Source organism: Bradyrhizobium sp. 61 (assembly GCF_023073075.1).
Taxonomy (GTDB): Bacteria; Pseudomonadota; Alphaproteobacteria; order Rhizobiales; family Xanthobacteraceae; genus Bradyrhizobium; species Bradyrhizobium barranii.
Genome location: NZ_JADPIU010000052.1, coordinates 250,201 through 270,623, shown reverse-complemented (window position 1 = coordinate 270,623; position 20,423 = coordinate 250,201). Strand labels below are relative to the sequence as shown.

The following is a 20,423-nucleotide window of genomic DNA, read 5'->3' as shown; positions in this document are numbered from 1 at the left end:
TCAGCGCCCCTGTTCCAGCTGCCGCTTCTGCAGCCGCTCGTACAGCAGCAGCGGCACCAGCAGCACCACCAGCAGCACGATCGCCGCAGCGGAAGCCACCGGCCAGTCCTTGTTGGTGAAGAATTCGAGCCACAGGGTCTGGCCGATCATCAGCGAATTGGAACCGGCCAGAAGGTCCGGGATCACGAACTCGCCCACGATGGGGATGAAGCACAGCAGCACGCCGGCCCCGACGCCGGGCAGCGACAGCGGAAAGGTGACGAGCCAGAACACCTGCCAGGGCGGCGCGCCGAGATCAGAGGCCGCCTCCTCCAGCACCGGCTCCATTTTCGCGAGCGTGGCGTAGAGTGGCAGGATCATGAACGGCAGATAGGAATAGACGATGCCGATATACATCGCGGTGTCGGTCGAGAGCCACACCACCGGCTGGCTGACCAGATGCAGCGCGAGCAGGATCTGGTTCAGCAGGCCGTCATGCTGGAGGATGTTGATCCAGGCATAGATGCGGATCAGGAACGAGGTCCAGAACGGCACGATCACCAGCACCATCGCCACCGCCTGCCAGCGCTTCGGCAACCGCGCCATGCCGTAGGCGATGGGATAGCCGATCACGAGCAATAGCGCAGTCGCGGTGACGGCGACGGTGAGGCTGCGCACATAGGCGAACACGTAGATGTCGTCTGAGGCGAGCAGCTTGAAATTGTCGATCGACAGCGCGGCGAACGCTGCCTTGAGCGCCTCCCATCCCGCCATCAGGTCGAACACCGGCTCGTAGGGCGGCTGCGCGATCGCCGTCTGCGACAGGCTGATCTTGAGCACGAAGCCGAACGGCACCAGGAAGAACAGCACCATCCAGACATAGGGCGCGATCGCGGCAAAGCGCGCCGGCCTTGCGAAGATGCGGCGCGAGCTCATGATTGCAGCACCACGCAGTCGTCGGGCGTGAACCAGGCGACGACACGCTGGTTCAGGCTGTAGGCGTCGACGTCGAGGCGCGCGCTGTTGGGGACCGACGCCTGCACGATTCCGCCGGCATCGAGCTTCACCTTGTAGGTGGTGGTGCCGCCGAGATAGCAGATGTCGGCGACCACGCCGTCCAGGCTGTTGATCGCCGTCTCACGACCGGCCTCGCTCACCGGACCGCGGCGCGACAGCTTGACCTTCTCGGGGCGGATCGCGACCGACAATTTTCCCGCGCCGACGCCTTCGCGCGGCTCGGCCACCACCAGCGCACCCGCATCGCGCGTGCCGATGATCAGACGATGGCCGTCGCGCAATTTGGACTCGCCGTCGAACAGATTGATGTCGCCGACGAACTCCGCGATCCAGCGCGAGCGCGGCGCTTCATAGAGTTCGCGGGGGCTCGCGACCTGGGCGAGCTTGCCGGCCTTCATCACGCCGATCCGGCTTGCCATGGTCATGGCTTCCTCCTGATCGTGGGTGACGATGATGAAGGTCATGCCGAGCCGGCGCTGCAGCTCCATCAGCTCGCCCTGCGTGCTCTCGCGCAGCTTCTTGTCGAGCGCCGCGAGGGGCTCATCGAGCAGCAGAAGCTGCGGCCGGCGCGCCAATGCACGCGCCAGCGCCACGCGCTGACGCTGACCGCCGGAGAGCTGGTCGGGCTTGCGCTTTTCCAGCCCCTCGAGCTTCACCAGCGCAATCATTTCCGCCACGCGCGTGGCGATGTCGGCACGCGCCATGCCGGCCCGCTTCAGGCCGAAGGCGATGTTGTCACGCACGGAGAGATGCGGAAACAGCGCGTAGTTCTGGAACATCATGTTGATCGGGCGTTCATGCGGCAGCGCCTGCGCGATGTCCCGGCCGCCGAGCAGGATGCGTCCCTCGTCCGGCGCCTCGAACCCGGCGAGCATGCGCAGCAGCGTGGTCTTGCCGCAGCCGCTGGGCCCGAGCAGCGCAAAGAACTCGCCGGCCTTGATGTCGAGCGACACGCCGTCCACGGCCCGGAACGTCCCGAACGTCTTGGCGACGCCCTCGATGCGCAGCAGCGGCTGCCCCGCCGCGGGAAGCGCATCCGCGCCGGCGTCTATCTTGGGCAATTCGTCCGTCATGGTCCCTGCCAACCCCGATTCCGCCGCACGCTAGCGGCCGATCGTCCCCAGCTCAACCGGTTCGGGGCGCGTCGTTCACATCACATTCGCCATGAACGCGGCCAGCGCGTCGCGATCCGCCGCAGGTATCGTCAGGCCGAGCTTGGAACGCCGCCACAGAATATCCTCGGGAAAACGGGCCCATTCCCGGGTCATCAGATAGCGCACTTCGGCGCCGGTCAGTTCGGGGCCGAAGGCGGGGCCGAGCTCGTCGCGGGCCTTCGCCTCGCCGAGCACGGCCGGCAAGCGCGAGCCATAGGCCGCAACCAGGCGGTGGGCCTGCGTCTCCCCGAGAAAGCGCCAGCGGTCGCGGGCGAGGTCGACTTCGGTGTCGAAACGATCCCAGGCAAAGTCTCCGCCGGGCAACGCGGCGCGAGCCGTCCAGGGCGGCGACATCGGATAGAACGGCGTCAGCCTCGTCACCGCCCGCTCGGCGCGCAGGCGCGAGGTGGTGACGTCGCCGCCGAACATCGTGATCAGCGGCGCCTTGCGCCGGCGCGCGTGGAACAGCGTCGTCCCGTCGCGCCGCCGCACGGACGCCAGCGTCAGGTTGACGCCGGAGACCGCGCGCACCACGTCGGTGGGCGCGACGCGCTCGCGGAAATAGCGGCTGGCGGCCTCGCAGAGATAGCTGACGTCAACCCCAGGCATCGCCACGATCGCGGGATCACCGGTGAAATCACGAGTGACCGTGCCGATCAGCGTGAAATCGCGCTCAAGGGGGCTCGCGAAGATCAGCCGCCCATCGCTGTTTTGGAAGACGTAGACGTTATCGGACTCGAACAGCCGCGGCACGATGATCTGGCTCATCTGCATGGCCGCCATGGCAGGCTGCGGCTGGCGCAGCACGGTCTCTGCGACGATCGACGTCCAGCCGCCGGTGGCATTGGCCAGCGCCCGGGCCGTGACCACGCGGCGATGGCCACGATCGACCACCGCGAGGCGCCATGTGTCGGTTCGATCGGCGCGGACACAGCGCGCCCCGGTCCGGATCGCAGCGCCGCGTTCGGCGGCGTCCAGCGCCGTCAGCACCACCAGGCGGGAATCATCGACGACGCAGTCCGAATATTCGAAAGCCGTTCCGAACGGGCGCTTCAGCGCGTTGCCGACCGGATGATGCGTGATGTCGAGGGTCGTCGCGGCAGGCAGGCCGCTCCGACCGGTGAGGCCGTCATAGAGGTACAAGCCGGCGCGCAGCAGCCAGGGTGGACGCTCCTCGGAATGGGCCGGGATCACGAAACGCATCGGCCGGACCAGATGCGGCGCGATGGCAAGCCAGGTCCGGCGCTCGGCCAACGCCCGGCGCACCCGCCAAAAACCGCGGCGTTCCAGCACCGACAGATCGCCATGGATCAGCCGCGGCGTCGCGGATGACGCCGCGCCGCCGAGATCGCCCTGCTCCAGCAGAATGACCCGCAGGCCGCGGCCGGCCGCATCGCGGGCGAGGCTGACACCGTTCAGGCCGCCGCCGATGATCGCAAGGTCGTAATCCGCCATGAAGCCGTCGAATGGGAGCCAGCGCCCGCCATCACTAGAGCCATTTCCATTCCGATGAAATCGGAACGAGGCTTTGGATTCTTGTTTTGACGCGTTTTCTTTGCGCGAACCGGTATCCGCTTGGCTCGATAACGCTCTAGCCGGTCTTGAGCGCAAGCTCCATGGTCTCGGCGCGGCCGACGAGGCCGGCATATTTCCCGATCGGCAGCGGCTTGCCGAGCAGGTAGCCTTGCACGCCGTCGCAGCCCTCCTTGGCAAGAAAGGCGAGCTGATCGAGGGTCTCGACGCCCTCGGCGATGATCGACATTTCGAGGCCGTGGCCGAGATCGATCACGGCGCGGACGATAGCCGCCGATTGCGGGTTGCGGCCGAGATTCATGATGAAGGCGCGATCGATCTTGATCTTGTCGAACGGGAACGCCTGGAGATAGCTCAGCGAAGAGTAACCGCTGCCGAAATCGTCCATGGAGATGCGCACGCCGAGTGCCTTCAGCCGGCGCAGCAGTGCAAGACCCCGATCAAAATCCTCGATCAGCACGCCTTCGGTGATTTCCAGCTCGAGCCGGCCGGGTGCGAGGCCCGTCTCGATCAGGATTGAATGGACCAGCCCGACCACGTCGCCGTGCATGAACTGCGCCGGCGACAAATTGACCGCGACCTGGAGCGGCTTCGGCCAGGACGCCGCCTCGCGGCAGGCCTCGCGCAGAATCCACTCGCCCATCTCGACGATCAGGCCGCTCTCCTCCGCGATCGGGATGAACTCGGCCGGCGAGACCTGGCCGCGCACCGGATGCTGCCAGCGCGCCAGCGCTTCGAAGCCGATGATCTCGCTCTCGGCGACGCTGTGGCGCGCGATGCCCTGCGGCTGGAACGCGAGCGACAATTCGCCGTTCTTGATCGCTTTCGACAGGTCCTGGTGCAGCACGCGGCGGTCGCGGATCTGCTGGTCCATCTCCGGCTGGTAAAGGCCGATCGTGCCGCGCGACTTCTGCTTGGCGCGGAACAGCGCCGCGCCGGCATTGGCCAGCAGCGATGCGCCGTCGGCACCATTATGCGGGAAGATCGACATGCCGGTGGTGACGCCGGCGCGGACCGCCCGGCCGTCGATCTGAAATTCCTGGGCAACGGCCTCGCCGAGCTGCTGCGCCAGCGCAAGGCCCGCCTCCGGCTGCTTGCCGTCGATGATGAGGCCGAACTCGTCGCCGGACAGGCGCGCCACCACGCCGCCGCGCGCGGAATCCTGAAGCCGCTGGGCCACCTCGATCAAGAGCTTGTCGCCGAGCGCATGACCGAAGACGTCGTTGACCTCCTTGAGGCCGTCGAGGTCGAGGCAGAGCACGGCGAACTCCTCGCTGGTGCCTTCGCAGGCCTCGATCATCTGGGTCAGCGCCTGAAGGAAGGCGGCGCGGTTCGGCAAATCGGTGAGGCCGTCGTGATAGGCCATGTGCGCCATGCGCGACTCGGTCTGCCGGCGGTCGGTGACGTCTTCGTGGGTCTTGATCAGATATTGCGGCTCGCCGGCATCGCTGAGCACGGTCGCCCGCCGGGTCAGGAACAGCCGTAGGCCGTCCTTGGTGGAGATCGGGTGCTCCTCGGTGATCATCCCGCGCTTCTTGATCGCGGCCTCGTCGCGCGCGATGATCAGCTTGGCTTCCTTGGGATTGAAGATGTCGGACGCGGTGAGGCCCGTGGCTTCCTCGCGCCTGCGGTTGAGGATCGTCTCCGCGCTGCGATTGGCGAGCAGGTAGCGGCCGTCCTTGACCTGCTCCACGATCAGCGCCACCGGAATGTTGTCGACCACGAGCTCCAGGAACTTCTTCGTACTCTCTAGCTCCTGCGACAGCGAGCGGCGGTCGGTGATATCCTCGAACACGAGCATCAGGAATTCGGGCTTGTTGCTCTCGTCGCGGACCACGATCCGGATCGAGGCAACCATGCGCCGTTCACCGGCGCGGTCGACCTCGAATTCATTGCGGAACTGGCCGTCCGGCGAATTCAGTGCCGCCTTGTCGGCCGCCTCGATGCTGGCCGTCGAGATGGGCGCGAACAGCTCCCGCGCATTCTTGCCGACGGCGTGGTCGCGCGAGAACCCCCAGAACCGTTCATAGGCGCTGTTGGCGAAGATGTAGCGACCGTCCTCGATGTTCTTCGCGGCGACGCAGGCCGGCACGTGGTCCAGCACGGTTTCCAGGAATTGCTTGGTGGAGGCGAGCTGCCGTGACAGCTTGCGCTGATCGCTGACGTCCAGATGCGTCGCGACCGAGCCGCCGTTCGGCAACACAAAATATTTCACCAGGATGGCGCGGCCATCAGGCAGTTCGGTGATCAGGCCGTTGGGGCTCGCCGCCTTCTCGTAGAACTCATCGTCGGAGACACCGCCGAGGACGTCGCGCTTGCGCCTGAGTTCGAGGATGTCGTAGCCGGTCATCCCGGTCCACAGATCCGAGCGCGCCAGGCCGTAGATCTCGAGATAGCGGTCGTTGCAGAACATGATGCGTCGTTGCGCATCCGTCATCACCACGCCCTGGTTGAGATTGTTCATGGCGGAGGAGACGAAGGCGTTGCGCCGCAGCTGCAAGCGCTTGGTGCGGCGCAGCGAAGAATGGATCCACAGCGCGATGGCGGCCAGGAACGCACAGACGACGATGCCGCCGATCAGCGCTTCCCAGACCAAATTGGGATCGAGTTTGCCTGGCGGCGCGAAGCTGTCCGAGAGCGCAAAGGCGCGCGCAGGCGCGACCGCGCTGCCCAGGCACACGACGGCCTGCACAGCAATCGGAAGCGTGCTGCCCACGTGCCAGTTCTTCTCAGCCATCAGCCACCCGCGCTTTCAACGTCGGATTGTCTGGCTTCACGGGTTTGGATCGGGTAAACGCCTGTACGCGCAACAGAAAAATGTGACGCCAAATACGGCAATTGCCCTGACATGATAAATGCTTCCTTAATGGAAAACGGCCCGGTGCCGTGGTTCTCAGGCCTGATGCCACCGATGCTTTCAATGGATACACTGCACAACCATGGATAGGGTCGATTGCGTCGTCATCGGAGCCGGCGTGGTCGGGCTCGCGGTGGCTCGAAAGCTTGCCCAGGCCGGGCGCGAGGTGATCGTGCTCGAGGAAGCCGAGGCCATCGGCACCATCACCTCCTCGCGCAACAGCGAGGTGATCCATGCCGGGATCTATTACCGCGCCGGCAGCTGGATGGCGCGCATGTGCGTCAGCGGCAAGCACGAGCTGTACCGCTACTGCGGCGAGCGCGGCATCCCGCACAAGAACTGCGGCAAGCTGATCGTCGCGACCAGCGCCAAGGAGACCGAGAAGCTGCAATCGATCAAGGCGCATGCCGAGGCCAATGGCGTGCTCGACATGCAGCTGCTCACCGGCGAGGCCGCACGCGCGCTGGAGCCGGCGCTCGCCTGCGATGCCGCGCTGCTCTCGCCATCGACCGGCATCATCGACAGCCACGCCTACATGCTCTCGCTGCGCGGCGAGGCCGAGGCAGCCGGCGCGGCCTTTGCGTTTCACACCCCGCTGATCCGCGCCAAGGCAGTCGGCGATGCGATCGAGATCGAGGCCGGCGGCGAAGCGCCGATGACGCTGCAATGCGGCCTGCTCGTCAACGCCGCCGGGCTCTCGGCGACAACGGTCGCACGCCACATCGACGGCATGCCGATCGACCGGATTCCACCGGCCTATCTCGCCAAGGGAAATTATTTCAGCTGCAACGCCAGGGCACCGTTCTCGCACCTGATCTATCCGGTGCCCGAGCCAGGCGGGCTCGGCGTGCATCTGACACTGGACATGGCCGGGCAGGCACGCTTCGGCCCCGACGTCGAGTGGATCGAGACGATCAATTACGAGGTCGATCCATCACGCGCCGAGCGCTTCTATCCGGCGATCCGGAGATACTGGCCGACGCTGCCCGACGGCGCGCTGATGCCGAGCTATTCAGGCATTCGCCCGAAGATCGTGCCGCCGGCGGTGGCCACGCAGGATTTTCTGATGCAGGGCCCGCGCGATCACGGCGTCGAAGGCCTGATCAACCTGTTCGGCATCGAATCGCCGGGACTGACGTCATCGCTCGCGATCGCGGATCACGTCGCCGAGCTCGCAGGCATCTAGGGGATTTTCCATCGGAGCGGAAAGGCTCCAAGTGCCGCGCAAATAACTTTGCACGCTGCGCACCTTCATGCAGGGATGAGCGCAATAGCTCTCACCCCTGCATGAAAGGGTAAGTTCAACTCTACACTGTTACAGGGGTTACTAGTGGAGCGTGTCGCCGGTGTGCTTCAAACGCTCGATCTGGTCCTTGACCATCAACTTCCGTCGCTTCAACTCAACAATTTGCAGGTCGTCTGTTGAAAGGTGCACGAGAGCTTCGTGCAATTCGTTTTCGAGCGTTTTGTGCTTCCGTTCCAATTCAACCAGATGTGCCTGAATTGTCATTCGAAACCTCCTCGGTAGGGGGAAACCTTGGATTCGATCCGGACAAACAAGTGTACATCACCGATTCGTTCTGTCGATATGTATCCGTCGTCGCAGCGTCATTTTTGAAAATTCATATGTAACGAATCGTGAGTAAGGAACCACGCTGGAAAAATCCATGATATCAACGTGCTTGCGCAACGCCGCAACGAATCGTCGAAATATCTTGCGAGAGTTCGGTGAGCGGCGGCCCGAGATCGCTTGCGATCACGGCGCGCAAGGACGATAATTTCCACAGGGCATCCACAGCCTTGAATCTCACGCCCATCGGGTTTTCGGCCACCGCGAACATGACCAATGAAGACGAGCGTGAGCTCGAAGCCGAGCTCACCCGGTTGCAGCAAGAACACCGAGATCTCGACGCCGCGATCGATGCGATGCATCAATCGCCTGCCCCCGACCTGTTGCGGTTACAACGGTTGAAGAAGCGCAAGCTGTTGTTGCGCGACCGTATCGCGTTCATCGAAGACCAGATCACGCCGGACATCATCGCCTGAGCCGCGAGGCCCTTTTCGTGGCAGCTCGCCGCATCCGAATCCGCTTGACTCGAAAAGAACAAAATAGGAACATTTGGGTATCCCACCGCCCCAGGAAACGCCCAGGAACCCCCGAGGACAACGCAGATGTCGGCAACAGCCCTTCTCGACAACAGCCATTATGAACAGGCCTGCGACCAGGCGATCGCGATGTGCGACGGCAATCTGCGCAGCACCATCAAGGCCCTGATCATGGCCAACGAATATCTGGAAGCAGAGCTGGAAGAATTACAGGCGGCGATTTCAGCCGGCTGCATTCCCGAGACCGCACGCAGCAAAGTGCGGGGCAACAGCAGCGCCGCCTGAGTTCAACATCGGAGCAACGCCATGTCGGATGTGACCTACTACGTTGCAATGCCCTTCCTGATCGATGCCGACGGATCGCCTGTCGCGGGCGCCGCGGAGGAATGCCAGAGCTCGGCGGCCGCGTTGCGGCGCGCCGAGATCCTGGCGCACGGTGCCGGCCATATCGGCGCGGTTGCGTTCAGTCGCAGCGGCGATCCCATGACCGGCGAATTCGGCGACGCCACGCTGCTGCGTAAATTCGGCAACGTGCCGGAAGATCTGGCCACGCTGTAAGGGTTGTTGCTTGAGCATGATCTCCGCGCAACGCGGTCCGCATTTGTCGCGAAGATCGTGCCCTAGTTGCTGACCAGCCTGATCAGCGGCTCGTGCCGCCGGTGCGCCTTGCGCACATACATGGCGGCATCAGCCTCCTCCAGCGCGCGGCCTGCATCGGACTGCGCCCCCAGCAGCGCGACACCTGCGGAGGCGCCCGCGGTCACGCGCTGACCGCGAAAGGCAAACGACAATTCGTCGATCGCCTGCTCGAAGGTCGCGGCCTTCGCCTTGGCGTCGGTCTCGCTGAGATTCCAGAGCAGCAGCGCGAACTCGTCGCCGCCAAGCCGGCCGACCACGTCCGAGGCGCGGACCTGCCGCGTCAGGGTGGCCGCAATCGCCTTGAGCACCTCGTCTCCGGCGGCATGGCCGAAGGAATCGTTGATCGGCTTCAGGCGATCGACGTCGAGGACGATCAGCGCGCCGCTGGCGCGGTAGCGCTTCATGTAGGCGATGGCGCGCGCGAGCTCGCGCTCGAAGCCGCGCCGGTTCGGAATCTCGAGCAGGAAATCGGTGTCGGCCGCAGCTTCCAGTTCCGCAACCCTCCGCTCCGCCTCCTTGAGCTTGCTCCGCAAGCCGCGGATGGTCGCCCTGGTGTCGTCGGCGGCCGACGCTCCGCGCCGCGCCGGCTTGGCCGAGCGCTTCGCCAGCCGCCTGGGGGCGGCTTTGGAGCGGCTGGCGCTGGCTTTCCGGCCCTTTTTGGCCTTCGCAGCGCTTGCCCTTTTTGGTTTCTTCATGGGCATCCTGCTCAATGAAGGCTTGCGGGGATTCACCAAGACAGGATAGTGCATTCCCTTCTCCTTGCCACCGCCTTGCGAGCCACCGGCCGGAACCGTTAATCTGGCCTATCTTTCTGTTTTCCGAGCACAATTGACGTCATGACCGCGCCGATCGCCATCATCATGGGAAGCCAGTCGGACTGGGAGACGATGCGGCATGCCGCCGACACGCTCGCAGCGCTCGGCGTTGCTGCCGAGACCCGCATCGTTTCGGCACACCGCACCCCCGACCGGCTGTTTGCATTCGCCAAGGGCGCCAAGGCGGCAGGCTACAAGGTCATCATCGCCGGCGCGGGCGGCGCTGCGCATCTGCCCGGCATGGCGGCGGCGCTGACGGAACTGCCCGTGTTCGGCGTTCCCGTCGAATCCAGGACGCTCAAGGGGATCGATTCGCTCTATTCGATCGTGCAGATGCCCGCGGGCATCCCGGTCGGCACCCTCGCCATCGGCAAGGCCGGCGCGATCAACGCGGCGCTGCTTGCGGCTTCAGTGCTCGCATTGTCCGACCCGGCCCTGGCCGACCGTCTCGCCGCCTGGCGCAAGGCACAGACCGAGGCGGTTGCGGAGCGCCCGGAGGACAAGGCGTGACTGACGCAAAGCAGGTGAAGCTGAAGCCCGGCGACACCATCGGAATCCTCGGCGGCGGACAATTGGGGCGGATGCTCGCCATGGCTGCGGCGCGGCTCGGCCTGCGCTGCCAGGTATTCTCGCCCGATCCGGACTCGCCCGCCTTCGACGTCGTGCTGAACGCGACCTGCGCCGAATATGCCGACGTCGAAGCGCTCGAGCTGTTCGCCAACGACGTCGACGTCATCACCTACGAATTCGAGAACGTGCCGTCTGCCGCCGCGATGGTGCTGGACGCGCGCCGCCCGGTGCTGCCCAACCGCAAGATCCTCGAGACCACCCAGGACCGGCTCGCCGAGAAGGATTTCGTGACGCGGCTCGGCATCGGCACCGCGGCCTATGCCGACGTCACCTCGGTCTCCTCGCTGCGCGAGGCGATCGCCCGGATCGGCCTTCCGGCCGTGCTGAAGACCCGCCGCTTCGGCTATGACGGCAAGGGCCAGGCCATCATCCGCGAGGGCGACGACATCGCCAAGGTCTGGACCAGCCTCGCCACCAAATCGGCGATCCTCGAAGCCTTCATCCCGTACGAGCGCGAGATCTCCGTGATTGCGGCGCGCTCGGCGACGGGCCAGGTCGAGTGCTTCGACGTCACCGAGAACGAGCACCGCGACCACATTCTGAAGATATCCCGCGCCCCCGCACAGATTCCGGATGCGCTCGCGGAAGAAGCGCGCAGCATCGCCGGCAAGATCGCCGGCGCGCTCGATTATGTCGGCGTGCTCGCGGTGGAGATGTTCGTGCTCGCCAACGGCACCGGGCCGAAGGTGCTGGTCAACGAGATCGCCCCGCGCGTGCACAATTCCGGACACTGGACGCTCGACGGCGCCTCGGTCTCGCAGTTCGAGCAGCACATCCGCGCCATTGCCGGCTGGCCGCTCGGCAAGGCCGTGCGCCACGGCGAAATCGTCACCATGACCAATCTGATCGGCGACGAGATCAACGATTACGAGAAGTGGCTGAGCGTGCCGGGCGCGACCGTGCATATCTACGGCAAGGGCGCGCCGCGCCCCGGCCGCAAGATGGGCCACGTCACCGAAGTCAGGCCGACGAAGGGCAAGTAGCGGGACCGCGGCGCATGCCGCGATCCCGCCTTTCGATCAGGCCGTCTTCACGCCCGCGACGACGCCAGAGGGTTCCTCGCTGAGCCAGCGATAGAGCACCCCGCCCAGCGCGCCGCCGATCAGCGGTGCGACCCAGAACAGCCAGAGCTGCGATAGCGCCCAGCCGCCGACGAACAGTGCGGGCCCCGTGCTGCGCGCCGGGTTCACCGACGTGTTGGTGACGGGGATGCTGACGAGATGGATCATCACCAGCGCGAGCCCGATCGCGAGCGGTGCGAAGCCCGCGGGCGCGCGGCCATGGGTGGCGCCCATGATGACGAACAGGAACATCATGGTCATCACCACCTCGGTGACGAAGCAGGCGATCAGGCTGTACTGGCCGGGCGAATGCGCGTCATAGCCGTTCGACGCAAAACCCTTGCTGACATCGAATCCGGGAGCACCGCTGGCGATTATGTAGAGCAGCTGGGCGGCGACGATTGCGCCGCAGACCTGCGCGATCACGTAAGGCAGGATCTGTCCCGCCGGGAAACGCCCTCCGGCGGCAAGCCCGACGGTGACGGCCGGGTTGAGGTGGCAGCCCGAGATGTGCCCGATCGCATAGGCCATGGTGACGACGCTTAAGCCGAACGCCAGGGACACGCCGACCAGGCCGATTCCGACCTGCGGAAAGCCGGCGGCGATCACCGCGCTGCCGCAGCCTGCGAATGTGAGCCAGAATGTGCCGATCGCCTCGGCAGCGTATTTCTTCATATCCATGTGACGTCTCCCCTAATTCCAGGAATTTCCGGAGCAAAGCTCCGGGAACTGCCCCACCCTTGGCGCCGAATCACCCAAATCGGGGCCGTGCGGAGGTATTTTCGCCTTATTTAATGGCTGAACTTGGCCCGAAAACCTGCTTGGCAGGTGGACATCGCGGGTTTTGTCTGATACATCCGCGCCCTCAAGGTTAAGGGCTTGTGCGTTTCGCCATCCCCTTTGACTTACCAGAATTCAAATCCGATCCACTGAAGAGGATGCCGCGTGCAGGTTCTCGTTCGCGATAACAATGTCGATCAAGCCCTCAAGGCGCTGAAGAAGAAGATGCAGCGCGAGGGAATTTTCCGCGAGATGAAGCTCCGCGGTCATTACGAGAAGCCCTCCGAGAAGAAGGCCCGTGAAAAGGCCGAGGCCGTGCGCCGCGCGCGCAAGCTGGCCCGCAAGAAGCTGCAGCGCGAAGGCCTGCTGCCGATGAAGCCGAAGCCGGTGTTCGGCGCCGGTCCCGGCGGTGATCGTGGCGGCCGCAGCGGCCCGGGTGCAGGTCCGCGCGGACCGCGCTGATTCCGCCTGACTTGCAGGACTTCACTTGCAAGACTTCAGTTTTCCAAGACTTCAGTTTTCGATGACGCGGGCCCCTGGCCCGCGTTATTGTTTTGTGAGCGGTGCCTTCTCTGGGACGGGGGCACTACCGATGCGGCACCAGCGCGAGCGAACCGTAGATGGCCTCCCCTTTCCCCGAACGCCGCTTGGCGCGGCTACGCCAGATCTGGCGACAGCCGTTCGCACTCGGCTTGATGGGGATCGTGCTGTGCGGCTGCTCCTTCGATCTCGGCTCCATGATGCCCGAGAAGGAGAAGCCGCAGGAGGCGCCCAAGGCGGCTGCGACGGCCGCCGACAGCGCGGTCAGCGCCGGCAATGTCAGCGAGGCCCAGGCTCACACCGCAAAAGGCCAGACCCTGGCAAAGGCGGGGGAGACGGCCGGCGCGCTGGACGAGTTCAACCGGGCCGTCGCGCTCGATCCCTATAACGCGCAGGCACTTTATGGTCGCGCCCTGATCTATCAGGGCAACAACGAGCATAATTTCGCCATCGCCGATTTCAGCGCCGCCAACGGGCTCAATCCGCAAAAGGTCGAGCCGTTACTCGGCCGCGCCATCAGCTATCTCGCCATCGGCAAGGTCAAGGAAGCGGCGGCCGATCTCGATGAGGCCTCCGAGGTCGATCCACACAACGCGCAGGTGTGGACCGCGCGGGGACAGGCCTATGAGCGGCTGGGTGACAAGGCCAAGGCGGCCACGTCCTACAACAAGGCGGTCGCGCTACGTCCTCGCGACGATACCGCCCGCAGCGGTCTCGCCCGCGTCGGCGGCTGACAGCGCGCCTAGAGATCCTTGTTTTGACGCGTTTTCCTCACGCGAAGCGGTGTCCAGGTCGCTCGAAAACGCTCTCAGCCACCGCCTTAATCGGGGATGGCGCTCTTCGGCAGGACGGAGTGGAACATCGACTTCATGCCCGACAGCATCTCGTCGGCGACATTGGTCTTCTTCGGCCGCGGCATGGTCGCGCCGGCATCGGCACGCAGGTCAAGTGGCGGCGCGATCACCGGCACCGGAATGTCGGCCGGCGGCGTCATCCGGTTCGGATCGTCGTTGCCGATCGAGGCGGTGTAGGGCGGATTGACCGGCGACGCGCCGCCATTGCCATAGGCTTCGGACGAAGGCGTCGACACAGTGATCGGCGGCGGCAGCGGACGGAGCGCGGACGGCTCCGCAGGAATGACACGCGGGGCTTCCGGGGTGCGGGAGGCTTCCCGAACCGCAGGCTCCGGCGACCTCTCGGCCGACTTGGTTTCAGCCGGCCGGGCTTCGGAAGGCTTGCTCTCGGAAGACTTGGTTTCGGAAGATCTGGCCTCGGCGGCCTTGCCCTCAGGCGACTTGCGCAGGCGCTCGATGGCGGCGCGCGCGAGATCATTGGCGTCGGGCGTCGCAGCCGGGGACGCCGGTGCCGAATTGGCCTCGACCACCGGGGTGGTGGCGGGAGCCGTGACAGCCGGAGCGGACTTGGCGGCCGCCTTCTCACGCGCCGGGTTGCGGCCGCGCGGGCCGGCCTCGGCGGGAGCAACGTCCGCGGCCTTGGTCTCGGCCGGGTGTTCGCCGGATTTGTCGGCGGGCTTCTCGGCCGTCGCCTTGTCGGTCACGCCCTTCTCGGAGACGCCTTTGGCCTTGACGCCGGGCGCCGGGAGGTTGGCCACATCGGAGGGCTTGCCGCTCTTGCCGGCATCGGCAGGCGCCACCACGGCCGCGGGGGCATCGGCCGCCGGCTTGGCGTTGATGTAGTGGTTAACGATGTACGCCCCGATGATCGTCGCGAGCACCGAGGGGAGAATATCCATCGAGATTTTAGCGAGGTATTTCAGCATTTCTCGGCCACTCCCCGCGCGATCAGATGCGGGAACTTTAGGGCATTGTAAGGGATCAACTGCGACGGATCGATGGCAAAGGGTTCGCCCGCCTTACGGCTTCAGCTCGATCTCAAGGAACACGATCTCGGTTGAGGTTTCGTTAAGTACGTCGTGTTGGACGCCGGCCTTGCGAAAGTAAGATTTTCCGGCCGCGAGCTGCGCCTTGGAACGCTCGCCGCCGGGCGCCACGATGGTCATCTCGCCGGCGACGACGGGAACAATCACATAGTCCATGCCGTGGGTGTGGTGCCCGGTCGCGCTGCCCGGGGCGAGCCGCCACTCGGTCACCCGGACCTGCTCGTTGTCGATCTGAACCTCGGATTTGGCGGCAAGCATCGGGAATTTCCTTCTACGGCACGAAAACCATGAACACGTAGACGGCAAATACCACCATATGGACCAGCCCGAACAGGACATTGGTCCTGCCGGTACCGAAAGTCAGCATGCTCAACAAGAATGTCAGGAACAGGAGTGCGGTGTTCGCCGGGTTCAGGCCCAGCACGAGCGGCTGGTCGAGCAGGTAGGTGGCGATCCCGACCGCTGGAATGGTCAGGCCGATGGTTGCGAGCGAGGACCCGAGCGCCAGGTTGATGCTCTTCTGGAGGTCGTTCTTGCGCGCCGCCGCAATCGCCGAGACGCCCTCCGGCATCAGGATCAGGAGGGCGACGAGGAGGCCCGCGAACGCCGGCGGGGCGCCGATCTGAACGGCGACCGCGTCCACCACCAGCGAGAACTTCTTGGCGAGGAGGACGACCGCCAGCAGCGAGATCAGCAGCAGCACGATGCTGAGCACCAGCATTCTGCCCGACAAAAGCGCCTCCCCGCCCTCGCCGTCCGCCCTCTCGTGGACGAAATAGTCCTTGTGCAGGACGGTCTGGGTGTAGAGGAACACGCCGTAGAGCACGATCGTTGCGAGATCGACGAAGCCGAGCTGGAGCGTCGAATAGATCGGGCCCGGCGTCGTCAGCGTGTAGTTGGGCATGATCAGGGTGATGGTTGCCATCGCAATCAGCACGCTGAGATAGACGTTGGCGCCCGAGACCTGAAAGCCCTGCTCGCGATAGCGCATGCCGCCGATGAAGACGCAGAGGCCGACGAGGCCGTTGCAGACGATCATCACGACGGCGAACACGGTATCGCGGGCGAGCTCCGGAGCCGGCTTGTCGCCCAGCATGATCGTGGTGATCAGCGCGACCTCGATGATGGTCACCGCCAGCGTGAGCAGCAGCGTGCCGTAGGGCTCGCCGATGCGCTCGGCAATCACCTCGGAATGATGAACGGCCGCGAACACGGTGCCGAACAGGATCACCAGGAGCACGATCGCGAACAGGGCTCCGCCCGCCGTCAGCGTAAAGCTGTAGCCGGTCGCGGTCACGATCAGGAACAGCAGCACCGCCAGAGCGGGGAAGATCCAGGACGACCGCGGCATCGGTCCGTGTGCGCTCATGCGGGCGATTCCTTCAAATGGGAGACCGATTATGCGCGAGAAGATCGCATCCGTCAGCCCTCAGGACCCATTGATGAAGTTTCGTGCGATCTCGATGGCGCCAAAGCTGCCGAGATCGTCGTGCCCGCCGCCGGGAATGCGGACGAACTGCTTCGGCTCGCGGGCCAGCGCAAACAATTTCTCGCCGAATGCGATCGGGATGGTCTGGTCCTGCGCGCCATGCATGATCAGGAGCGGAGCCGTGACGCGTGCGATGCGCTCATCCGAGTGGAAGGGGTCGCGGATCAGGAGGCGAACCGGAGCGAACCAGAAATGCGCGGCGGCGACGTCGGCGATCGACGAATAGGGCGCCTCGAGGATCAGCTTGCCGACCGGATGTTCGGAGGCGACGGCGACCGCAACGCCGGTCCCGAGCGAGAAGCCCCAGGCGACGAGGCGCCGGGCGTCATAGCGCGCCGTCGCGAACGCATACGCAGCCGCGCCATCGCGCAGCAGGCCATCTTCGCCCGGTGCGCCGCTGGAGCCCGAATAGCCGCGATAGGACAGCGCGACGAGACCGGTGCCGTCAGCCGTGATGGCCTTGAAGTGGCCGACAAGGCCGGCGAGAGAATCGCCGTTGCCGTGGAAGAAGAGCACCACGGCACGGCCGGGCTTTGGCGGCACGTGCCAGACGATGACCTTCTCGCCGTCAGACGTCGTCAGGACATGCTCTTCGGCGTCTGGAAGTCCCGCGGCAGCGGGCGCCGTGCGCTCGGCCGTCGGTATCGGAAACAGCATGGCGCGCTGTTTGGCAAACAGCAGGACGAGACCGGCGAGGTAGCCGGCCGCAAGGATGGTGGCGGTCCATTTCAGGAATGTCATCGCGGCCCGCCATTCCGGAGTTCAGGACTTGCGGCGGCTCTTGAGCAGTTTGAGGACGTCCGGCCGGATGCTCAAGGGAATCTCGCGGCAGCCGCACGCCGCCGCATGGGCGGCGTGCCATGCGACACACTGCTCGCGTGTCGCCTTCGGTGGCATGCGATGAGACCGGTGCCACTCCTTGTTCAGGGCCACGGTCCGCTCGCCTTCCCGCCCTACATCGCCTTGACGATGTTCTCGGTGACCTTCTTGGCGTCGCCGAGCAGCATCATGGTGTTGTCGCGATAGAACAGCGGATTGTCGATGCCGGCATAGCCCGAGGCGAGCGAGCGCTTGATGAACATCACGGTGCCGGCCTTCCAGACCTGGAGGACGGGCATGCCGTAGATCGGCGAGGTCTTGTCCTCTTCGGCCGCCGGATTGGTGACGTCGTTGGCGCCGATCACGAAGGCGATGTCGGCCTGCGCGAATTCGGAGTTGATGTCCTCAAGCTCGAACACCTCGTCGTAGGGGACGTTGGCTTCGGCGAGCAGCACGTTCATGTGCCCGGGCATGCGGCCCGCGACCGGATGAATGGCGTACTTCACCTCAACGCCTTCCTTCTTCAGGATGTCGCCCATTTCGCGCAGCGCGTGCTGGGCCTGCGCCACCGCCATGCCGTAGCCGGGCACGATGATGACCTTCTGGGCGTTCTTCATGATGAAGGCAGCGTCGTCGGCCGAGCCGAGCTTGGCGGGCTTCTGCTCACCGCCGCCAGCGCCGGCCGCGGCGGTCTCGCCGCCGAAGCCGCCGAGGATGACCGAGATGAAGGACCGGTTCATCGCGTGGCACATGATGTAGGACAGGATCGCACCGGACGAGCCGACCAGCGCGCCGGTGATGATCAGCGCGGAATTGCCCAGTGTGAAACCGATGCCGGCCGCGGCCCAGCCGGAATAGGAGTTCAGCATCGAGATCACGACCGGCATGTCGGCGCCGCCGATCGGGATGATCATGAGCACGCCGAGCGCCAGCGCGATGATGACGATCAGCCAGAAGTCCAGCGCGCTGCCCGACATCACCAGCCCGACGATGAAGACGACGAGCAGAACTGCAAGCACGATATTGATGACGTGGCGGAACGGCAGGATGATCGGCGCGCCGCTCATGCGCGCGGACAGCTTCAGGAACGCGATCACCGAGCCGGTGAAGGTCAGCGCGCCAATGGCGACGCCGAGCGACATCTCGACCAGGCTCTGCGGATGGATGTTGCCGGGGGTGCCAATGTCGAAAGCCTCGGGCGCGTAGAACGCGCCGGCGGCGACCAGCACCGCGGCCATGCCGACCAGCGAGTGGAAGGCGGCGACCAGTTCGGGCATCGAGGTCATCGGCACGCGGCGGGCAATCACCGCACCGATTGCGGCACCGATGGCGATGCCGACGATGACGAGCACCCAGGCGAGGCCGTCTGCCGGCGGATGGTTGGCGAGCGTGGTGGCGACCGCGATCGCCATGCCGATCATGCCGAACAGATTGCCCTGGCGCGACGAAGCCGGGCTCGACAGCCCGCGTAGCGACAGGATGAACAGCACTCCCGCCACGAGATACAAAAATGCAGAGAGGTTGGCGCTCATCTCAGGTCCCCATTGATCCCATCAGCCCGAGGTGGCCGCTTACTTCGACTTCTTCTTGTACATCGCCAGCATGCGCTGGGTGACAAGGAAGCCGCCGAAGATGTTGATGCAGGCGAAGATCAGCGCGACGAAGCCGAAGGCGCGTGCCCAGCCCGAGCCGCTCGAGACATTGGCGACGCCGCCGGCGAGCAGCGCGCCGACCACGATCACCGACGAGATCGCGTTGGTCACGCTCATCAGCGGCGTGTGCAGCGCCGGCGTCACCGACCACACCACGAAATAACCGACGAAGACGGCGAGGACGAAGATCGACAGCCGGAAGATGAAGGGGTCGACGACCTGTGCTGCATGCTCCATGGCGACTCTCCTTAAACCTTCGGCTGGAAGTTCGGGTGGATCACCGCGCCGTCCCTGGTCAGGGCGGTGGCCTTGACGAGCTCGTCGTCCCAGTTCACGGCGAGGGCCTTGCTGCCCTTGTCGATCATGGTCTCGATGAAATTGAACAAATTGCGCGCGTAGAGGCTGGAGGCCGAGGCTGCGACACGACCCGCGACGTTGGTGTAGCCGACGATCTTGATGCCATCGACGTCGGCGACCTCGCCCGGCCTTGCGCCCTCGACATTGCCGCCGCGCTCGACGGCGAGATCGACCAGCACCGACCCCGGCTTCATCGACTTGACCACGTCGGCCGAGACGAGCTTCGGCGCAGGCCGGCCCGGAATCAGCGCGGTCGTGATCACGATGTCCTGCTTCTTGATGTGCTCGGCGGTGAGCGCGGCCTGCTTGGCCTGGTATTCCTTGGACATTTCCTTGGCGTAGCCGCCGGCGGTCTGCGCGTTCTTGAACTCCTCGTCCTCGACGGCGAGGAACTTCGCACCGAGCGATTCCACCTGCTCTTTCGTTGCGGGCCGCACGTCGGTCGCGGTGACGATCGCGCCGAGACGGCGCGCGGTCGCGATCGCCTGGAGGCCGGCGACGCCGACGCCCATCACGAACACCTTTGCGGCGGGCACGGTGCCGGCGGCAGTCATCATCATCGGGAAGGCACGGCCGAAGGCCTCGGCCCCCTCGATCACGGCGCGGTAGCCGGCAAGGTTCGCCTGCGACGACAGCACGTCCATCACCTGCGCACGGGTGATGCGCGGCATCAGTTCCATCGCGAAGGCGGAGACGCCGGAATCGGCGATCGTCTTCAGCGCGGCCTCGTTGCCGTAGGGGTCCATGATGGCGATGACGAGCGCGCCGCGCTTATACTGCGCGAGCTCGGAGGCTTCAGGACGCTTCACCTTGATGATGATGTCGGCGTCCTTCAGCGCATCGGCGCTGACGGTGGCGCCCACGGCGGTGAATTCGGAATCCGGCAGGCCCGATTTGAGGCCGGCGCCCGGCTCGACGGCGATCTCGGCGCCCAACGCCTTGAACTTCTTCACCGTATCAGGCGAAGCGGCGACACGCGGCTCCGACGGATCGATTTCCTTGGCAACGGCGATCTTCATAGGTCCTCCGGCGACGCGGGACAGCGCGCGCGCAAACTTAAGCGTTACTCCCGCAGCGTTCGATACCGGTTTTGGG

The 20,423-nt window shown here is 65.1% G+C and carries 22 protein-coding genes; 8 read left to right on the top strand and 14 right to left on the bottom strand.

Annotation, left to right across the window (positions count from 1 at the left end; genetic code table 11):
* From IVB46_RS16225 to IVB46_RS16210, 4 genes are all read right to left on the bottom strand, one after another.
* Positions 1 to 915, bottom strand: a complete 915-nt coding sequence (locus tag IVB46_RS16225) for an ABC transporter permease (protein ID WP_135216409.1) — start codon at positions 913 to 915, stop codon at positions 1 to 3.
* Positions 912 to 2,069: an ABC transporter ATP-binding protein gene (locus tag IVB46_RS16220; protein WP_247302411.1), complete on the bottom strand. Its 1,158-nt coding sequence runs from the start codon at positions 2,067 to 2,069 to the stop codon at positions 912 to 914. Before IVB46_RS16220 ends, IVB46_RS16225 begins: the two co-directional genes overlap by 4 nt.
* A gap of 75 nt (positions 2,070 to 2,144) precedes the next feature.
* On the bottom strand, positions 2,145 to 3,605 hold the full coding sequence (locus tag IVB46_RS16215; protein WP_247302409.1) for a glycerol-3-phosphate dehydrogenase: 1,461 nt from the start codon (positions 3,603 to 3,605) through the stop codon (positions 2,145 to 2,147).
* A 136-nt stretch (positions 3,606 to 3,741) separates the two neighbouring features.
* The gene (locus IVB46_RS16210; protein WP_247302407.1) at positions 3,742 to 6,420 is read right to left on the bottom strand and encodes an EAL domain-containing protein; all 2,679 of its coding nucleotides are present in this window, start codon (positions 6,418 to 6,420) and stop codon (positions 3,742 to 3,744) included.
* Positions 6,421 to 6,622: 202 nt separating this feature from the next.
* On the opposite strand from IVB46_RS16210, the gene IVB46_RS16205 reads away from it, so the two are divergent.
* Positions 6,623 to 7,726: an NAD(P)/FAD-dependent oxidoreductase gene (locus IVB46_RS16205; RefSeq protein WP_247302405.1), complete on the top strand. Its 1,104-nt coding sequence runs from the start codon at positions 6,623 to 6,625 to the stop codon at positions 7,724 to 7,726.
* A gap of 141 nt (positions 7,727 to 7,867) precedes the next feature.
* Here IVB46_RS16205 and IVB46_RS16200 read toward each other — a convergent pair whose 3' ends face one another.
* Entirely contained in the window at positions 7,868 to 8,050 is a 183-nt protein-coding gene (locus IVB46_RS16200; RefSeq protein WP_008131172.1) for a DUF465 domain-containing protein, read from the bottom strand.
* A 329-nt stretch (positions 8,051 to 8,379) separates the two neighbouring features.
* Here IVB46_RS16200 and IVB46_RS16195 point away from each other — a divergent pair, with 329 nt between their 5' ends.
* The 3 genes from IVB46_RS16195 to IVB46_RS16185 all read left to right on the top strand — a co-directional run bounded on the left by IVB46_RS16195 (position 8,380) and on the right by IVB46_RS16185 (position 9,204).
* On the top strand, positions 8,380 to 8,586 hold the full coding sequence (locus IVB46_RS16195; RefSeq protein ID WP_063986093.1) for a DUF465 domain-containing protein: 207 nt from the start codon (positions 8,380 to 8,382) through the stop codon (positions 8,584 to 8,586).
* Between the two features lie 126 nt (positions 8,587 to 8,712).
* A complete protein-coding gene (locus tag IVB46_RS16190) occupies positions 8,713 to 8,931 on the top strand; it encodes a hypothetical protein (RefSeq protein ID WP_231143495.1) in 219 nt (72 codons plus the stop codon).
* Between the two features lie 21 nt (positions 8,932 to 8,952).
* Positions 8,953 to 9,204 carry a hypothetical protein gene (locus IVB46_RS16185; RefSeq protein ID WP_063981128.1) on the top strand — a complete coding sequence of 84 codons (252 nt, stop codon included), beginning with the start codon at positions 8,953 to 8,955 and terminating at the stop codon, positions 9,202 to 9,204.
* 62 nt (positions 9,205 to 9,266) lie between these two features.
* Here the strand turns inward: IVB46_RS16185 and IVB46_RS16180 are convergent, their stop codons facing one another.
* Positions 9,267 to 9,980 carry a GGDEF domain-containing protein gene (locus tag IVB46_RS16180; protein WP_231143496.1) on the bottom strand — a complete coding sequence of 238 codons (714 nt, stop codon included), beginning with the start codon at positions 9,978 to 9,980 and terminating at the stop codon, positions 9,267 to 9,269.
* A gap of 141 nt (positions 9,981 to 10,121) precedes the next feature.
* On the opposite strand from IVB46_RS16180, the gene purE reads away from it, so the two are divergent.
* Together purE and IVB46_RS16170 are read left to right on the top strand one after the other, a co-directional pair.
* Entirely contained in the window at positions 10,122 to 10,610 is a 489-nt protein-coding gene (purE, locus tag IVB46_RS16175) for a 5-(carboxyamino)imidazole ribonucleotide mutase (protein WP_028151673.1), read from the top strand.
* Positions 10,607 to 11,713, top strand: a complete 1,107-nt coding sequence (locus tag IVB46_RS16170; RefSeq protein WP_014492444.1) for a 5-(carboxyamino)imidazole ribonucleotide synthase — start codon at positions 10,607 to 10,609, stop codon at positions 11,711 to 11,713. The genes purE and IVB46_RS16170 overlap by 4 nt, the downstream gene beginning before the upstream one ends.
* A gap of 36 nt (positions 11,714 to 11,749) precedes the next feature.
* On the opposite strand, the gene aqpZ is transcribed toward IVB46_RS16170, so the two are convergent.
* The gene (aqpZ, locus tag IVB46_RS16165; RefSeq protein WP_063981124.1) at positions 11,750 to 12,472 is read right to left on the bottom strand and encodes an aquaporin Z; all 723 of its coding nucleotides are present in this window, start codon (positions 12,470 to 12,472) and stop codon (positions 11,750 to 11,752) included.
* Between the two features lie 264 nt (positions 12,473 to 12,736).
* Here aqpZ and rpsU point away from each other — a divergent pair, with 264 nt between their 5' ends.
* Both rpsU and IVB46_RS16155 read left to right on the top strand, forming a co-directional pair.
* Positions 12,737 to 13,033, top strand: a complete 297-nt coding sequence (gene rpsU / locus IVB46_RS16160) for a 30S ribosomal protein S21 (RefSeq protein WP_014492442.1) — start codon at positions 12,737 to 12,739, stop codon at positions 13,031 to 13,033.
* A 158-nt stretch (positions 13,034 to 13,191) separates the two neighbouring features.
* Positions 13,192 to 13,845 carry a tetratricopeptide repeat protein gene (locus IVB46_RS16155; protein WP_247302402.1) on the top strand — a complete coding sequence of 218 codons (654 nt, stop codon included), beginning with the start codon at positions 13,192 to 13,194 and terminating at the stop codon, positions 13,843 to 13,845.
* A gap of 86 nt (positions 13,846 to 13,931) precedes the next feature.
* Here the strand turns inward: IVB46_RS16155 and IVB46_RS16150 are convergent, their stop codons facing one another.
* The 7 genes from IVB46_RS16150 to IVB46_RS16120 all read right to left on the bottom strand — a co-directional run bounded on the left by IVB46_RS16150 (position 13,932) and on the right by IVB46_RS16120 (position 20,347).
* Positions 13,932 to 14,891 (bottom strand): hypothetical protein, encoded by a 960-nt coding sequence (locus tag IVB46_RS16150; RefSeq protein WP_247302400.1) that lies wholly within the window; start codon positions 14,889 to 14,891, stop codon positions 13,932 to 13,934.
* 93 nt (positions 14,892 to 14,984) lie between these two features.
* Complete coding sequence (locus IVB46_RS16145; RefSeq protein ID WP_038954861.1) at positions 14,985 to 15,269, bottom strand: cupin domain-containing protein; 285 nt, start codon at positions 15,267 to 15,269, stop codon at positions 14,985 to 14,987.
* 13 nt (positions 15,270 to 15,282) lie between these two features.
* Complete coding sequence (locus IVB46_RS16140) at positions 15,283 to 16,380, bottom strand: ionic transporter y4hA (RefSeq protein ID WP_247302399.1); 1,098 nt, start codon at positions 16,378 to 16,380, stop codon at positions 15,283 to 15,285.
* Positions 16,381 to 16,440: 60 nt separating this feature from the next.
* Positions 16,441 to 17,241, bottom strand: a complete 801-nt coding sequence (locus IVB46_RS16135) for an alpha/beta hydrolase (RefSeq protein ID WP_247302397.1) — start codon at positions 17,239 to 17,241, stop codon at positions 16,441 to 16,443.
* 212 nt (positions 17,242 to 17,453) lie between these two features.
* On the bottom strand, positions 17,454 to 18,851 hold the full coding sequence (locus tag IVB46_RS16130; protein WP_135216417.1) for an NAD(P)(+) transhydrogenase (Re/Si-specific) subunit beta: 1,398 nt from the start codon (positions 18,849 to 18,851) through the stop codon (positions 17,454 to 17,456).
* A gap of 39 nt (positions 18,852 to 18,890) precedes the next feature.
* Positions 18,891 to 19,208, bottom strand: coding sequence for a proton-translocating transhydrogenase family protein (locus IVB46_RS16125; RefSeq protein WP_014492434.1), 318 nt, complete (start codon positions 19,206 to 19,208; stop codon positions 18,891 to 18,893).
* An 11-nt stretch (positions 19,209 to 19,219) separates the two neighbouring features.
* Positions 19,220 to 20,347: a Re/Si-specific NAD(P)(+) transhydrogenase subunit alpha gene (locus tag IVB46_RS16120; RefSeq protein ID WP_247302396.1), complete on the bottom strand. Its 1,128-nt coding sequence runs from the start codon at positions 20,345 to 20,347 to the stop codon at positions 19,220 to 19,222.
* Positions 20,348 to 20,423 lie beyond the last annotated feature (76 nt).

Bases quoted from the DNA above. Each gene is read 5' to 3' on its own strand.
- IVB46_RS16150 (WP_247302400.1), bottom strand. From the start codon at position 14,891: ATGCTGAAATACCTCGCTAAAATCTCGATGGATATTCTCCCCTCGGTG.
- IVB46_RS16135 (WP_247302397.1), bottom strand. From the start codon at position 17,241: ATGACATTCCTGAAATGGACCGCCACCATCCTTGCGGCCGGCTACCTC.
- IVB46_RS16180 (WP_231143496.1), bottom strand. From the start codon at position 9,980: ATGAAGAAACCAAAAAGGGCAAGCGCTGCGAAGGCCAAAAAGGGCCGG.
- IVB46_RS16155 (WP_247302402.1), top strand. From the start codon at position 13,192: ATGGCCTCCCCTTTCCCCGAACGCCGCTTGGCGCGGCTACGCCAGATC.
- IVB46_RS16220 (WP_247302411.1), bottom strand. From the start codon at position 2,069: ATGACGGACGAATTGCCCAAGATAGACGCCGGCGCGGATGCGCTTCCC.
- IVB46_RS16145 (WP_038954861.1), bottom strand. From the start codon at position 15,269: ATGCTTGCCGCCAAATCCGAGGTTCAGATCGACAACGAGCAGGTCCGG.
- IVB46_RS16210 (WP_247302407.1), bottom strand. From the start codon at position 6,420: ATGGCTGAGAAGAACTGGCACGTGGGCAGCACGCTTCCGATTGCTGTG.
- purE (WP_028151673.1), top strand. From the start codon at position 10,122: ATGACCGCGCCGATCGCCATCATCATGGGAAGCCAGTCGGACTGGGAG.
- IVB46_RS16185 (WP_063981128.1), top strand. From the start codon at position 8,953: ATGTCGGATGTGACCTACTACGTTGCAATGCCCTTCCTGATCGATGCC.
- aqpZ (WP_063981124.1), bottom strand. From the start codon at position 12,472: ATGGATATGAAGAAATACGCTGCCGAGGCGATCGGCACATTCTGGCTC.
- IVB46_RS16215 (WP_247302409.1), bottom strand. From the start codon at position 3,605: ATGGCGGATTACGACCTTGCGATCATCGGCGGCGGCCTGAACGGTGTC.
- IVB46_RS16120 (WP_247302396.1), bottom strand. From the start codon at position 20,347: ATGAAGATCGCCGTTGCCAAGGAAATCGATCCGTCGGAGCCGCGTGTC.
- IVB46_RS16195 (WP_063986093.1), top strand. From the start codon at position 8,380: ATGACCAATGAAGACGAGCGTGAGCTCGAAGCCGAGCTCACCCGGTTG.
- IVB46_RS16225 (WP_135216409.1), bottom strand. From the start codon at position 915: ATGAGCTCGCGCCGCATCTTCGCAAGGCCGGCGCGCTTTGCCGCGATC.
- IVB46_RS16200 (WP_008131172.1), bottom strand. From the start codon at position 8,050: ATGACAATTCAGGCACATCTGGTTGAATTGGAACGGAAGCACAAAACG.
- IVB46_RS16125 (WP_014492434.1), bottom strand. From the start codon at position 19,208: ATGGAGCATGCAGCACAGGTCGTCGACCCCTTCATCTTCCGGCTGTCG.
- IVB46_RS16140 (WP_247302399.1), bottom strand. From the start codon at position 16,380: ATGAGCGCACACGGACCGATGCCGCGGTCGTCCTGGATCTTCCCCGCT.
- IVB46_RS16190 (WP_231143495.1), top strand. From the start codon at position 8,713: ATGTCGGCAACAGCCCTTCTCGACAACAGCCATTATGAACAGGCCTGC.
- IVB46_RS16130 (WP_135216417.1), bottom strand. From the start codon at position 18,851: ATGAGCGCCAACCTCTCTGCATTTTTGTATCTCGTGGCGGGAGTGCTG.
- IVB46_RS16205 (WP_247302405.1), top strand. From the start codon at position 6,623: ATGGATAGGGTCGATTGCGTCGTCATCGGAGCCGGCGTGGTCGGGCTC.